This is a genomic window from Sphingobium sp. JS3065 (assembly GCF_026427355.1).
Lineage (GTDB): Bacteria > Pseudomonadota > Alphaproteobacteria > Sphingomonadales > Sphingomonadaceae > Sphingobium.
Window position 1 is genome coordinate 78,478 of record NZ_CP102664.1, and the last position, 13,855, is coordinate 92,332.

Below are 13,855 nucleotides of genomic sequence, written 5' to 3' on the forward strand. Positions count from 1 at the left end.
GTTCAGCCTTTCATCGCCAAAGCGAGACTATTCAAACGGGTGCGGATGGAGGAATCGATCATCTGGCTGCCGATCTTGACGACCAGCCCGCCCAGGATCGCGGGATCGACCTTGGCATTGACCGCGACATCGCGGCCGACACGGGCCTTCAGGCTCTTTTGCAGAGCGGTGATCTGGGTTTTGCTGAGCGGATGCGCGCTCGTCACTTCGGCGCGGGCCTCGCCCTTGTGATTCGACAGCAGCGTCTCATAAGCGCGGATGACCGCGGGAAGCTGCGGCAGGCGACGGTTCTGGGCGAGCACGCCCAGGAAATTCGTCGTCAGCGCGTCGATCCCCATGGCGGATGCGACCGCCGCGATCGTCTTGCCCGCTGCGTCCCGGCTGAGCACGGGGCTGTTGATCAGCCCCTTGAAATCAGCCGATTCGGCAATAGCCGCCTTCAGCGCCGCAAGGCTCGCCGCGACGGTGTCGAGCGTCTTGCCGTCACGGGCCAGATCGAACAGCGCCACCGCATAGCGGCCGCTGAGGCTGGCCTGAATACCGCCGGTCGTCTCCACGCGCTTACCGTCCTCCACTCGATTCCCGGCACTTGATTTGCCGGTCATGCAAAAAAGGGGGCGCGGTCTGTCCGTCCCGGTCCCCTGTTGGGGGGCCGGTTAGCAGTGGGATTGTGACTATGCAAGCCATGGAACGCGATTCCATCGTCAGGATGAAATCATCGCGATTTGCCTGAGTTTTTATGACGCCGAAATCGGATATGCCAACGGTTATTTTCCGGCGTCCGGCGGGGCCAGCCGACCCTTCTGGCAATGATAGACGATCCGCTCATTGGGCTGGGCGGGCAACATGGCGGCCAGATCGTTGTGCAGGGCCGCGATTTTCCCCCGCAGCGCGGAATCGCCGCTGCACCCCTTGATCGGCCCGTTTCCAAGGGCGCGGGCCTTGGCCATGGTGTCGATATCGGGCAGCCAGCGCTGGACCCGCAGCGTGCCCGTCGCGGGGTCGAAGCGGCTGACGGTCACGAAATTATGGTCGCCCGGCACGCTGGCGCGCTGCCATCCGGTGCCGGATGAGACATATTGGACATTGCCGTTGACACAGCCCCCCTCGGCCCAATGGAACCCGATGTCATTGGGTTCCGACACGGTGAGCCGGCTGCGATTCACGTCGACCCGACAGATATTGTCGCCCGCCCAGGCATAGGCGCCGTTGCCGGTGACGCTCTGGTCATCGGGCAGGGCGATGCGCTCATCGATGCTGGAAAAGCTGGGTTTCAGGAAGAACAGCCCGATGGCCCCGAACAGCAACAGCCCGCCGCCCGCCAGCCACCAGGTCGCGCGCCTTTCCCGCCCCTGGCTGTAGAACATCCCGCCCGCGCCCAGCCCCAGCACCGCCAGCGCCAGCAGCACGGCGGCGCCCGCCATGGCATTTTCGCGGGCGGAGATGACGTCGCGCTCCGCCGTGTCGCGGGCCTTGTCCATCGCGGCTTCGCGGGCGTCGGCGCGGGCGCGCTCGGACTGTTCGCTCCGCGCTTCCTCCCGCTGGGTCAGCGCGGCCTCGGCGGCGTCGGCTTCGGCCATGGACCGGCAGGGGACGACGGTATGCAGCGACGAAACCCCCGCCTGCCGCAGGAAAGAGGCGACCTCGCGCCAGGAAACGGCGAATCCGAACTCCGCGTCATTGCCGTCAGACACCGACCCGAAACTGTTGACCCCCAGCACCCGGCCGCAATCGTCCACCAGCGGCCCGCCGCTGTTTCCCGCCGCCAGCGGCGCGGTGTGCAGCACCGTGTCGAAGCTCTGGCTGGACCGTCCGGACGACACGTTGCCGCTGGTCTTCACCGTGCCCAGCGGCTCGACCAGTTGCTTCAGGCCCAGCCCCTGCGCACGGTCGACCGTGCCGGGATAGCCGATGGCGGTGACATGCTGACCGTCGCTCACCGCCCCGGCGTAAAAGGTGCTGACCGGCAGAAGGCCTTCCTCCAACTGGATCAGCGCCAGGTCGTTGCCGGGCGAAAAGGCGATGATCCTGCCGCCATAGGTCTTCGTCCCCTCCGAAGGGATGACGCCGATGACGAGATTCTTCTCCTCCCGCGCCAGTTCGACCACATGGGCGTTGGTGACGATCTTGTCCGGCGCGACGGCGAAGCCGCTGCCATGCCCCACGAAATAGGCGTCGGAACCGTTGGTCGCGACCAGCACGACGCGCACCACGCCGCGGGCGGCGGCGGCGATGTCCTGCTGCTCCCCATGCGCGCTCATCGGCACGGCGAGGGTAAGGAGCGCGGCCAGAACGCGGGCGAGGCGAAGGAGGTGAACGACCATGGTTGGCGGCATTCATATGCGATGGCGGGACAGAGGCAATGCGCAAAAAGCGCGACGCCGCTTTTTGACCGCAAGCGGCGGGAAGTCTGCTGCCTTCCACGCGGCTATCCCCTATGCATGAACGAGATGACGCGAACCCAAGCCCCCCCACATCCCATGCCGGACGCCGATGCCTGCTGGGACGCCTTTCTGCGCCGGGACCGCAGCTTCGACGGGCGGTTCGTGGGCGCGGTGCTGACCACCGGCATCTATTGCAAGCCAAGCTGCGCGGCGCGCCACCCCCGGCGGGAGAATATGATCTTCCTGCCCGATCCGGATGCGGCGCGGGCGGCGGGTTTCCGCGCCTGCCTGCGCTGCCGCCCCGATGAGGTGGGGCGGGACCGGCTGGCGGTGGAGGCGGCCATCGCCTTCATCGCCGCCGCCGAGACGCCGCCTTCGCTGGAACAGGTCGCCGGTCATGCGGGCTATGCGCCGCATCATTTCCACCGGCTGTTCAAGCGGGAAACGGGCATGACGCCCGCCGCCTATGCCCGGTCGCTGCGCACGGAGCGGCTGAAAAACGCGCTGGAGGAAGGGGGCAGCGTCACCGGCGCCATCTATGAAGCGGGCTATAATGCGCCCAGCCGCGCCTATGCCGATGCGGAACGGCATCTGGGCATGACGCCCAGCGCCTGGAAGGATGGCGGGCGGGGCGTGGCGATTCGCCATGCGGTGGTGCCGACCGGCCTGGGTCCGGTGCTGGTCGCGGGCACGGAGCGGGGCCTGTGCCGGATCAGCTTCGACGAGGATGAAGCGGAACTGCGCCGGCGCTTCCCCAAGGCGGAAATCCTGCCCGCCGACACGGCGCTCGCGGCCCTGGCGGCGCAGGTTGCCCGGTTGATCGACGATCCGGCCAAACCGCTGGACTTGCCGATGGATGTGCGCGGAACGGCCTTCCAGCAGGCGGTCTGGGCCGCGCTGCGGGCCATACCGCCGGGGGAGACGCGGACCTATGGCGAAATCGCGGCGGCGATCGGCAGGCCGGGGGCGGTGCGGGCGGCGGGGACGGCGTGCGGCGGCAACAATCTGGCCGTGCTGATTCCCTGCCACCGGGTCTTGCGCAGCGACGGGAGCCTGGGCGGCTATGCCTATGGCGCAGAGCGCAAACAGGCCCTGCTGGAGCGGGAAAGACGGGGCTGAACCCACGCTTTTCGCTTTTCTTACAGCAGGCTATCCGCCATGAATGCGCCCTGGTTCGGGGGCGTTGCAGGGACCGTTGCAGGGGGTTAGCGTGAAGATTTGGGGGTATGGCGGGCTGCTGATGCTGGCGGGCGCGCTGGCGCTGCTTCCGGAGACGGCGCAGGCGGCATGGTTGCAGGCGAAGACCCGGCATTTCACCATCATGAGCGACGGCAGCGAAGCCAGGCTGCGCGAATTTGCCGAGAAGCTGGAAAAATTCGACGGCCTGCTCCGCCACGTGACCGGCATCACCGATCCGGAGGCGGGCAGTCCTGTCCATGTCTATCTGCTGTCCAACGACGCCAAGGTGAAGGCGCTGACGCGCAATTCCAATATCGGCGGCTTCTACACGACGTCGGATCGCTTCGCCTACGCCGTGCTGGCGCGGGGCATGAAGACCAGCGAATATGACATAGGCGCGCAGGACATATTGTTCCACGAATATACCCATCATTTCATGCTGCATCATTTCCCGGCGGCCTATCCGTCCTGGTATGTCGAGGGTTTCGCCGAATTCTTCTCCGTCGTGAAATTCCCCAGGGACGGATCGGTCCAGTTCGGCCTGATACCGATGGCGCGGGCGCCCACGCTGGTTCTGGATTCGCCCTATCCGTTGAAGGATCTGTTCGCCCGCGACACGGACGGGCTGGGGCTGCGGGATGGGGACCGCTATTATGGCACGGCCTGGCTGCTCACCCATTATTACCAGTATAAGGCCGACCGCCGGGCCGAAATCAGCCATTATCTGAAGGATTTGACGGACGGCGTGCCGGACATGAAGCTGGACGGCTATTTCGCCGGCGGCATCGACGGGCTGGAAAAGGATCTGAAGGCCTATATGCGCCGTCCGCTGGCGGCATCGAAACTCATCCCCCAGGCGGTGACGGTCGGCGAGATCGCGATCGGCCCGGTCGATGCGGCGCGCGGCGCGCTGGTCGAGGATGAATTGCGGCTGATGCACCATCCCCGCACGGAGGATTTGCCTCGGATCGTCAGCGATATCCGCGCTACCGCCGCCAAATTCCCGTCCAGCGCCTATGCGGCGACGCTGCTGGCGGAGGCGGAATGGGAGGCGGAGGAAAAACCCGCGGCGCTGGCCGACGCCGACCGGGCCATCGCGCTCGATCCCGGATTGTCGCGCGCCCATAGCGTGCGGGCGCGCGTGCTGCTGGAACGGGCGCATGACGATGACCGGGAGGAGGATTGGAAGGCGGCGCGGACCGCCATCGTCAAGGCGAATCGGGCCGATACCGAAGACCCGGTGCCGCTGGCGCTTTTCTACCGCTATCATGCGATGAAGGGCGGGCCGGTGCCGGAGATCGGCTATGACGGCCTGGCCAAGGCCTATATGCTGCTGCCGCAGCGTCCGGAATATCGCATGGCCTATGTGCAGGCCCTTGCATTCCGGGGCGAATATGCCGCCGCCTCCCGCCTGCTCGATCCGCTGGCCTATTCGCCGCACCCGTCCGAAATGCGCGACGCCGCGCTGGACATGAAGAGGCGTTTCGATGCGGAGGCGGCTAGAGCGATTTCCAGTCAGATGGGATCATCTGGCATTTAAGAAATCGCGTTAAAACAAAGTAATAGAGCGGTCGATCTGATTCAATCAGATCGAAAACCGCTCTAGAAAGAAAAGCCCTTCAACCGCTCCATGACCGCCCGCCGCTGGGCCTTGCTCATGCCGGTCCAGCGCCTGATTTCATCGGTCGTCCGCCCGCAGCCGGTGCAGATGCGCCCGGCCTTGTCCAGCCTGCAGATGTTGACGCACGGGCTTTCCATCACATGAAGCTGTAGGGGTCGACATCCACCGCGACCCGCGTGCCCGATTTCCAGGTGAGATTGCCCAGCCACTCGCGGATCGCGCCCTGCACGTCGACCTGCCGCGTGGCGTGGATCAGCAGGCGGTGGCGATGCCGCCCGCGCAGCACCGAAAGCGGGGCCGGGGCCGGGCCATAGACGCGCATCCCATCGATCTGCGGGGCGGATTTGCCGATCAGCCGGGCGACCCCGGCGGCTTCGTCGGCATCCTCGCTGGACACGATGATCGCGGCGAAGCGGCCGAAGGGCGGGGCGTTGGCGTGGCGGCGATTGGCCGTCTCCACCGCGTAGAAACGCTCCGAATCGCCCGCGATCAGCGCCTTGATCACCTCCGCTTCCGGCATGCGGGTCTGGACGAAGACCCGGCCCGGCTTCTGCCCCCGTCCGGCGCGGCCCGCGACCTGCACGATCTGCTGGAATGTGCGTTCGGAGGCGCGCAGGTCGCCGCCCTCCAGCCCCAGATCGGCGTCGATCACCCCCACCAGCGTCAGATTGGGGAAATGATAGCCCTTGGTGACGAGCTGCGTGCCGACGATGATGTCGACCGCGCCCGCCTCCACCGATTTCACGAACTCCGCGACCTTGGCGGGCGACCAGAGCGTGTCCGACGTGACGATGGCGGTCCGCGCCTGCGGCCACAATGCCTTCACCTCATCCGCGATCCGCTCCACGCCGGGGCCGCAGGCGACCAGCGAATCCTCCTCCTTGCACTCCGGGCAGAAACGCGGCGCGGGAATGACATGGCCGCAATGATGGCAGGCGAGCCGATGGGTCAGCCGATGCTCGACCATCCAGGCGGTGCAATTGGGGCACTGGAAACGATATCCGCAATGACGGCAAAGCGTCAGCGGCGCATAGCCCCGGCGATTGAGGAACAGCAGGCTCTGCTCCCCCTTCGCCATGGTCTCGTCCATGGCCGCGACCAGCGGCGGCGCGATCCAGCGCCCCCGCTCCGGCGGATCGGTCAGCAGATTGACCTGCTCGACGGCAGGCATCGCCGCCCCGCCGAAACGGGAAGGCAGCTTGATCTCCCGATAACGCCCCAGTTCCACCTGATGCCGCGTCTCGATGGCGGGCGTGGCGGAGGCGAGGATGACCGGAAATTTCTCGATCAACCCGCGCATCACCGCCACGTCGCGGGCATGATAATGAACCCCGTCCTCCTGCTTGAAACTGGCCTCATGCGCTTCATCGACGACGATCAGCCCCAGATTGGGATAGGGCAGGAACAGCGCGGACCGCGCCCCGACCACCACCGCCGCCTCGCCCGCCGCAATCGCCCGCCATGCCCGCCGCCGCTCGCTCTGGCGCAGGCCGCTATGCCAGTTGACCGGCGCCGTGCCGAAGCGCTTCTCGAACCGCTCCAGAAACGGCTCGGTCAGCGCGATTTCGGGCAGCAGCACCAGCACCTGCCGCCCCTCCCTGATGGCGGCGGCGATGGCCTCGAAATAGACCTCCGTCTTGCCGGACCCTGTCACCCCGTCGAGCAGGAAGGGCGCGAAGGCCCGCTCCCTGACCGCTTCGATGAACTGGTCGGCCGCCGCGCCCTGCTTGTCCGACAGCAGGGGCGGCGCATGATCGGCATCGGGCATGGGGAAGGGCGTGTCGACGCTCACCTCCACCGCTTCGAACGCGCCCGCCTTCACCAGCCCGCGGATCACCGCGTCGCTGACCCCGCCGATCAGCGCCAGCTCGCGGATCAGCCCCTGCCGCTCGCCGATGCGCTCCATCGCCTGCGCCCGCTGCTCCGTCATCCGCTCCGGCAGGTCGCCGGTCGCCCGATATTCGATGACCGTCCGCGCCCCTTCCAGCGCGGCCATCGACGCCAGCGTCATGCGCAGCACGGCGGCGATGGGCGCCAGATAATAGTCCGCCGTCCATTCGATCAGCCGCCGCAGCGTTTCGGGCACCGGCGGCGCGTCGACCGGCCCCACGATATTGCGCAGCCGATTGTCGCCCACCGTCTCGACATCGGGGAAGCTGTCCTCCTCCCACACCACGCCCACGATCTGGCGCGGTCCCAGCGGCGCGACAACGATGCTGCCGGGCCGGGCGCTCATCCCGTGCGGCACGCGATAGTCCAGCGGCCCCAGGGCGGCGTTCAGCAGGATGACACGGGCGCGCGAACTCATGGTCTTCCTCCCTAATGGCAGGGGCGGGGGAGGCAAGGCCAAGAAGCGTCAGATTTCCCAGCTCAATGTCAGCCAGGGGATATGCGCCACCGCATCGGGGCGGCCATCGCGGAAGCTCTGTTGCCGCATATAGAGAATTTGCACATTCAGCGCCTTGCCGACCGGGCGGCGCAGGCCGATCTGGTTGCGCATGACGGCCAGGCCCAGCTTGTCGCCGGGCCGCGCCCGGTTCAGGTGGAACATCAGTTCGGTCGCGGCGACCAGGGTCCATTGCGTGGCCGCGCCCAGCGGCAGCGATCCCTGCACCCGCTGCCGCAGCCGCCAGCTTGCCTTGTCCGCCGTATCGAAGAAACGCTGTTCGATCCGGCTGCGGGCCGCCCAGGCTCCGCTGGACAAGGTCACCTGCTGGAACAGCCGCATTTCCTGTTCCGGGCTGGAACGGAAATAGCCAATGCCGCCGCCGATCTGCACGCCCCTGGCCACGCGATGGTCGATCAGGATGCGCAACGTCTGCTGCCCGCCGCCGGACGAATCGCGGCGGAAGCGCTGGCTGGTGTCAAGGTGGATCGTATCGGCGTCGCTCGCCCGGACGATCAGCGATTCGGTGGTCCATGCCTGGCTTTCGCCGGTCGCGGCTGCCGCGGGAGCAGCGGCGCTCATTGCGATGAGGAGGGGCGCGTCCCATATATGGCGCGGACGCTGAAGGCGGGGCATGATCGGTCCTTTGGAAAAGTGCCGCCGTCATAATATCAGCCGGACGCCGCGGTAAAGCTTTGGCCGTTGGCAATAATGGCTAATTCCGCCATCAGCCGCTAAAGCAAGCGCGATTCGCTCACCCGCCTTCGGAGCAGACCCATGAAATTCTTCGTCGACACCGCCGACACCCATGAAATCCGCGAACTTGCCGCCACCGGCCTGCTGGACGGCGTCACCACCAATCCTTCGCTGATCCACAAGTCGGGCCGCAAATTCCTGGAAGTGGTCGAGGAAATCTGCGGCATCGTGGAAGGCCCCGTCTCGGCGGAGGTCGTCGCCCTCGACCATGAGACGATGATGAAGGAAGCCGCCGTCCTGCGGAAGATCGCCGACAATGTCTGCATCAAGGTGCCGCTGACCATCGACGGCCTGAAAACCTGCAAGGCGCTGACCGGCGATGGCGTGATGGTGAACGTCACCCTCTGCTTCTCGGCCAACCAGGCGCTGCTGGCGGCCAAGGCGGGCGCGAGCTTCATCTCGCCCTTCGTCGGGCGGCATGACGACAATGGCTTCGACGGCATGAAGCTGATCGAGGATATCCGCCTGATCTACGATAATTATGCCTTCGCCACCGAAATCCTGGTCGCCAGCGTGCGCCACCCGATCCATGTGCTGGAAGCTGCGAAGATCGGCGCGGACGTGATGACCGCGCCGCCCTCGGTCATCAAGGCGCTGTTCAACCATGTGCTGACCGAAAAGGGCATTGCCGGTTTCCTGGCCGATTGGGAAAAGACCGGCCAGTCGGTTCTCTGATCGACTGACCTATCCCCTGCAAGGGCAGGGGATAGGGCGATTGCAACCTCTCGCCCGGCGCATCATTCTCTCCTGAAAAGGAGAGAGATGATGTTCGTCGCGGTCTATTGGTGGCGCGTCCACCCCGGCAAGGAAGAACAGTTTCGCAAGGCCTGGCGCCGGGGCACCGACCTCATCCGCGAGAGATATGGCAGCTACGGCTCCCGCCTGCACCGGGACGCGGACGGGCGTTTCGTCGGCTATGCCGAATGGCCGGACGAGGCGACCTGGCGCGCGGCCTTCGACCGCAAGATGGTCTATGACGATCCGGAAACCCGCGCCGCCTTCGTCGACGCCATAGCGGAGGTTCCGCCCGACGCCGATCCCATCTTCACCATGACCGTGACCGACGACCTGCTCCTGCGGTCGGCGGGAGGGCGGACCTAGCTAAACCCTCTCCCTGGAGGGTCGGCCAGAGGCACGTGACTCTGGCCGAGGTTGCGCAGACTTGGCAGCTTGCTGCCTTAGTCGTAGCTGGGTGAGGGAGCGAACAGGTAAGGGCTGCGGGGCAGCCCTTACCTGTTCGCTCGATCCACAGGATCGCGCGGGCCGCAGGCCCGCTCCCCCTCATCCAACTCCGCCTGGTTTCACCTCCCACCTCCCAAATGCCCACATGGCCTAAGCCCGCCTTCCTTCCCTCCCTTGCGCCTTCCGGCCATCCCCTAACACCTTTGACCCTCGCACCTGTCCCGATGCGCCGATGCGCCCGGCGCCACAGGCTCTATCACCATGTAAAGCTCACCCAAGTCTCTGGAAAAAAGGAGGGAAAGAGCATCGCCGCCAGCGCATCCTGTGCCGCCTTGCCCGCTCCGCCGGTCGTCGAAGCCCGCCCGTCCGCCGCCTATCGGCGCGACATTGACGGCCTGCGCGCATTGGCGGTCCTGCCGGTGCTCTTCTATCATGTCCATCTCTGGCCCTTTTCCGGGGGTTTCGTCGGCGTCGACATCTTCTTCGTCATCTCCGGCTATCTGATCGCCTCCATCGTCGCCCGCGAACTGGCGGAGGGCCGGTTCAGCCTGACCGCCTTCTATGCGCGGCGCATCCGCCGGATATTCCCGGCCCTGTTCGCGACCATCGCCGTCACCATCGCGGTGGGCAGCCAGATCCTCCTGCCGCTCGACTATCGCGCCCTGGGCCTCAGCGCCGCCGCGACGGTCCTGTTCGCCAGCAACCTCTATTTTGCGGGGCAGAGCGGCTATTTCGGCGGCGCGGCGGAGGAAGCGCCGCTGCTCCATACATGGTCGCTGGCGGTGGAGGAGCAATTCTACATCCTCTTCCCCATCCTGATGCTCTGCGCGTTCCGGCTGGGCGGACGGACCCGCCTCCTGCTGGGGGCGATGGCGCTCCTGTCCTTCTGCGCCGCGTTGCTGCTGGCCGGCCGCGCCCCGGTCCTGGCCTTCTACATGCCCTTCCCCCGCGCCTGGGAGTTCCTGGCCGGGGCGTTGCTGGCGACCGGTCGGCTGCCCCCGTTGCGGAGCGGATGGGCGACGCAGCTTTGCGCGCTGGGCGGCATCGCCTCGATCGGCTGGGCGGTGTTCGGCTTTTCCAGCGCGACCGTCTTTCCCGGCCTGAACGCGCTCTTCCCCGTGCTGGGCGCGCTGCTGATCCTGCATGCGGGGCAGGGCGGTTCGGCGGTCGGCCGGATGCTGGGCGGCGCGGTTCCGGTGGCCATCGGCCGCATCTCCTATTCGCTTTATCTCTGGCATTGGCCCATCGTCGTTTTCTGGGCCTATCGCACCGACGGCCAATGGCGCTTGCGGGAACAATTGCTGGTCATATTCCTCTCGCTCCTCGCAGCCGCCTTCTCCTGGCGCTTCATCGAAGAACCGTTTCGCAGGGCGCGCCACTTCACGACCACCCGCGCCTTCGCCTTCGCCGGGGCGATGGCAGTCGCCGGATGCGGGGCAGGGGCCTTGCTCTATTTCTCCGGCGGCCTGCCGATGCGCGTGACGCCCGCGGTCGCCGCGCTCGACGCGGCCAGCCGCAGCATGGCCTATCTGCCGGAGCGTTGTTCGGGCATGGCGGCGGTACGGCATCGGGCGCTGTGCGCGGTCGGCGCGCATAACGGCACGGCGCCCAGCTTCCTGCTATGGGGCGATTCCCATGCCCATGCGCTGAAACCCGCCTTCGACCAGGCGGGCGATGCGCTGGGGCTTTCGGGCCGGATCGCTTCCTACCCCGCCTGCCCGACGCTGCTCGGCCTCGACCGGCTGGACCAGCCGCCCAGCCATGATTGCAGCGCCTTCAACGCCCAGGTGCTGGCGATGCTGCGCGACAGCCCGACCATCCACACCGTCTTCCTCGTGTCCCGATGGGGCCTGTGCGCGAATGGCCGCCGTCCCGAAGGGGGGATGCCCTGCTATCTCGGCCGGGACGAGAATGACGACAGGAGCATCCGCCGGGACGCCTGGCTGTTCCGTCTGGGCCTCAAGGAAACGGTGGGCACGCTGACCGGCATGGGCAAGCGGGTCATATTGGTCGCGCCCGTTCCGGAATTCCGCCGCAACGTGCCCGAAAGCCTGGCGCGGGCGGAACTGTACAGCGAACCGGCGGGGCTGGCGCTGTCGCGGGCGGACTATCTGCGCAGGCAGCGGGACGTGCTGACCGCTTTCGACGAGATGCGGCGGCGTTTCGCGGCCGACATCCTCTATCCCGATCATTTTCTCTGCCGTACCGGCCAGTGCGCGACGATAGCGCATGGCGTGCCGCTTTATTCCGACGACGACCATCTGTCCCGCCAGGGCAGCCTGTTGCTGAGCGGCATGGTCTATCGGGCGATGCGGCCCGTCGGCGCTTCGCCCGGCTGAAGTCCCTTTCCGGCGCGAAGGGCCGTCGTCAGTTCCTGCACGGTTCCGGCGGGGCGATGTCCATGTCGGCCATGGCCAGCCGCAGCAATTCCATCATGCCGTTGCGCGCGGCGGCGGTGTCGCGGCTGGCGATGGCCTGATGCACCGCCTTGTGATCGGGCAGGGGGTCACGCGGGCACAGATTCTGGCGGTGCTTGAAGGTCGTGGTCCAACCCACCGCCGCCCCGACCGAACTGGCCAGCGCGACCAATGCGTCATTATGGGTCGCGACGAGGATCGCGTGGTGGAAACGCTGGTCCGCCGCCCGGCCTTCGGGGGTGGACAGGCCCTTTTCCTCCATCTCCTCCAGCGCCTGCGTCATGACGGCCAATTGTTCGTCGGTCCGCCGCCGCGCCGCGAATTCCGCCGCCGCCGGCTCGATCACGCCGCGCAGTTCGAACAGGTCGCGGATGAAATCCCGCTCAGGTTCCCCCGCGAACATCCAGGCCAGCATCTCCGGGTCCAGCACGTTCCACCGGGCGCGCGGCAGTACGCGGGTTCCGGCCTTGGGCCGGCTTTCCAGCATCCCCTTGGCGACCAGGATGCGCACCGCCTCGCGATAGGCGGTGCGTGATACGCGCAGCCGTTCCGACGCCTCTATCTCCCCCTCGAACAGGTCGCCGGGCTTGTGGACGCCGGTCAGGATCGCCGTGCCCAACCGCCGGGCGATGGCCTGGTGAATACGCAGCGCGCCGTCTTCCGCCGCAAATCTGCACCCCGTCACCTCCTTGCGCTCCCTCCCCAACGTTCCGGCTCCCCCTCTATCGTTCCCCGAACACCGCCGTAGGGCAATGCCGTCCACAAGAAAAGGCGTCCGCCACGCACCCGGATCCTCCCCTTGCGCCCAACCCGTATGACCTTTTGTCCCACAGGGTTATTCTTGCAACCGGCCCGACAAGCGCGCATGAACCGGCCCCATGACCGCGCTGACCCTTAGCCGCCCCGCCAACGCCGTCCCCCGCCCGGCGCCGATTGCGCGCTGGCTTCTGACGGTCGCCGTCCTCGTCTTCTGCATGGTGGTCGTCGGCGGCATCACCCGCCTGACCGAATCCGGCCTGTCCATCACCCAATGGAAACCGATCGCCGGCGCCATCCCGCCGCTGACCCACGGCCAGTGGATGGAGGCGTTTCGCGACTATCAGCGGATACCCGAATATCAGCAGTTGCGGCAGGGCATGACGCTGGGCGATTTCCAGTTCATCTTCTTCTGGGAATGGGTGCACCGGCTGCTGGGGCGGCTGATCGGCCTGGCCTTCGCGCTGCCGCTGCTCTGGTTCGCGTGGAAACGGGCGATCCCGCGGGGCTATGGTTTCCGCCTCGTCGCGCTGCTGGCGCTCGGCGGATTGCAGGGCGCCATCGGCTGGTGGATGGTGGAATCGGGCCTGTCGGTGCGCACCGACGTCAGCCATTACCGGCTGGCGGTGCACCTGCTGACGGCGCTGTTCATCATGGGCGGGCTGATCTGGACCGCGCTGGACCTGCTGACCCGGTCCAGGACGCCCTTCGCCAAACCGGCCATGCTGCACCCCTTCGCCGTGGTCGCGCTGCTGGCGCTGCTGGTGCAGTTGATGTTCGGCGCCTTCACCGCCGGGCTGGACGCGGGCTATGTCTCCAGCACATGGCCGCTGATGAACGACCATCTGGTGCCGCAGGGGATAGAGTGGCTCGGCTCGCTCTGGGCGACCCTCTCCAGCGATCCCTATCTGGTCCATTTCATCCATCGCTGGTGGGCCTGGGTCGCCGCGATCCTGCTCATCATGCTCGCGCGCATGGCGAAACAGGCGGGGCAGCGCGGCCCCTCCATCGCGCTCAACGCGGCGGTCGGCGCGCAGATCGCGCTCGGCATCGCCACCGTCGTCAGCGGCATCGCGCTGTGGCTGGCCGTGCTGCACCAGGCGGTCGGCGCGCTGGTGGTCGCATCGGCGGCCTGGGCGGCGCACAGCCTGGGCGAACGGCGGGGGTAAAAGAG

At 66.8% G+C, this 13,855-nt stretch carries 12 protein-coding genes; 6 read left to right on the top strand and 6 right to left on the bottom strand.

Annotated features, from left to right (window positions below):
* Positions 1–2 precede the first annotated feature (2 nt).
* Together NUH86_RS00350 and NUH86_RS00355 are read right to left on the bottom strand one after the other, a co-directional pair.
* Entirely contained in the window at positions 3–557 is a 555-nt protein-coding gene (locus NUH86_RS00350) for a F0F1 ATP synthase subunit delta (RefSeq protein ID WP_267252182.1), read from the bottom strand.
* 210 nt (positions 558–767) lie between these two features.
* Entirely contained in the window at positions 768–2,324 is a 1,557-nt protein-coding gene (locus NUH86_RS00355) for a S1C family serine protease (protein WP_267250738.1), read from the bottom strand.
* Between the two features lie 117 nt (positions 2,325–2,441).
* On the opposite strand from NUH86_RS00355, the gene ada reads away from it, so the two are divergent.
* Positions 2,442–3,503 carry a bifunctional DNA-binding transcriptional regulator/O6-methylguanine-DNA methyltransferase Ada gene (gene ada, locus NUH86_RS00360; protein ID WP_267250739.1) on the top strand — a complete coding sequence of 354 codons (1,062 nt, stop codon included), beginning with the start codon at positions 2,442–2,444 and terminating at the stop codon, positions 3,501–3,503.
* 91 nt (positions 3,504–3,594) lie between these two features.
* On the top strand, positions 3,595–5,103 hold the full coding sequence (locus tag NUH86_RS00365; protein ID WP_323748996.1) for a hypothetical protein: 1,509 nt from the start codon (positions 3,595–3,597) through the stop codon (positions 5,101–5,103).
* A 62-nt stretch (positions 5,104–5,165) separates the two neighbouring features.
* On the opposite strand, the gene NUH86_RS00370 is transcribed toward NUH86_RS00365, so the two are convergent.
* The 3 genes from NUH86_RS00370 to NUH86_RS00380 are packed head-to-tail and all read right to left on the bottom strand — an operon-like array spanning position 5,166 to position 8,206.
* Positions 5,166–5,321, bottom strand: coding sequence for a DUF1289 domain-containing protein (locus tag NUH86_RS00370; protein WP_267250740.1), 156 nt, complete (start codon positions 5,319–5,321; stop codon positions 5,166–5,168).
* Complete coding sequence (locus tag NUH86_RS00375) at positions 5,321–7,492, bottom strand: primosomal protein N' (protein ID WP_267250741.1); 2,172 nt, start codon at positions 7,490–7,492, stop codon at positions 5,321–5,323. Before NUH86_RS00375 ends, NUH86_RS00370 begins: the two co-directional genes overlap by 1 nt.
* Before the next feature lie 48 nt (positions 7,493–7,540).
* A complete protein-coding gene (locus tag NUH86_RS00380) occupies positions 7,541–8,206 on the bottom strand; it encodes a DUF2490 domain-containing protein (RefSeq protein ID WP_267250742.1) in 666 nt (221 codons plus the stop codon).
* Between the two features lie 141 nt (positions 8,207–8,347).
* Between NUH86_RS00380 and fsa the strand changes: the two genes are divergently transcribed.
* The 3 genes from fsa to NUH86_RS00395 all read left to right on the top strand — a co-directional run bounded on the left by fsa (position 8,348) and on the right by NUH86_RS00395 (position 11,847).
* Positions 8,348–9,001, top strand: coding sequence for a fructose-6-phosphate aldolase (fsa, locus tag NUH86_RS00385; RefSeq protein ID WP_267250743.1), 654 nt, complete (start codon positions 8,348–8,350; stop codon positions 8,999–9,001).
* Positions 9,002–9,091: 90 nt separating this feature from the next.
* Complete coding sequence (locus tag NUH86_RS00390; protein WP_267252184.1) at positions 9,092–9,427, top strand: antibiotic biosynthesis monooxygenase family protein; 336 nt, start codon at positions 9,092–9,094, stop codon at positions 9,425–9,427.
* Positions 9,428–9,840: 413 nt separating this feature from the next.
* The gene (locus NUH86_RS00395; RefSeq protein ID WP_267250744.1) at positions 9,841–11,847 is read left to right on the top strand and encodes an acyltransferase family protein; all 2,007 of its coding nucleotides are present in this window, start codon (positions 9,841–9,843) and stop codon (positions 11,845–11,847) included.
* A 28-nt stretch (positions 11,848–11,875) separates the two neighbouring features.
* Here NUH86_RS00395 and NUH86_RS00400 read toward each other — a convergent pair whose 3' ends face one another.
* Positions 11,876–12,631 (bottom strand): FadR/GntR family transcriptional regulator, encoded by a 756-nt coding sequence (locus NUH86_RS00400; protein ID WP_267250745.1) that lies wholly within the window; start codon positions 12,629–12,631, stop codon positions 11,876–11,878.
* 172 nt (positions 12,632–12,803) lie between these two features.
* On the opposite strand from NUH86_RS00400, the gene NUH86_RS00405 reads away from it, so the two are divergent.
* Positions 12,804–13,850 (top strand): COX15/CtaA family protein, encoded by a 1,047-nt coding sequence (locus NUH86_RS00405; RefSeq protein WP_267250746.1) that lies wholly within the window; start codon positions 12,804–12,806, stop codon positions 13,848–13,850.
* The last annotated feature ends 5 nt before the right edge of the window (positions 13,851–13,855 follow it).

Excerpts from the sequence above, each read along its gene's own strand:
- NUH86_RS00355 (WP_267250738.1), bottom strand. The coding sequence starts at position 2,324 with ATGGTCGTTCACCTCCTTCGCCTCGCCCGCGTTCTGGCCGCGCTCCTT.
- NUH86_RS00405 (WP_267250746.1), top strand. The coding sequence starts at position 12,804 with ATGACCGCGCTGACCCTTAGCCGCCCCGCCAACGCCGTCCCCCGCCCG.
- NUH86_RS00380 (WP_267250742.1), bottom strand. The coding sequence starts at position 8,206 with ATGCCCCGCCTTCAGCGTCCGCGCCATATATGGGACGCGCCCCTCCTC.
- ada (WP_267250739.1), top strand. The coding sequence starts at position 2,442 with ATGAACGAGATGACGCGAACCCAAGCCCCCCCACATCCCATGCCGGAC.
- fsa (WP_267250743.1), top strand. The coding sequence starts at position 8,348 with ATGAAATTCTTCGTCGACACCGCCGACACCCATGAAATCCGCGAACTT.
- NUH86_RS00390 (WP_267252184.1), top strand. The coding sequence starts at position 9,092 with ATGTTCGTCGCGGTCTATTGGTGGCGCGTCCACCCCGGCAAGGAAGAA.
- NUH86_RS00375 (WP_267250741.1), bottom strand. The coding sequence starts at position 7,492 with ATGAGTTCGCGCGCCCGTGTCATCCTGCTGAACGCCGCCCTGGGGCCG.
- NUH86_RS00370 (WP_267250740.1), bottom strand. The coding sequence starts at position 5,321 with ATGGAAAGCCCGTGCGTCAACATCTGCAGGCTGGACAAGGCCGGGCGC.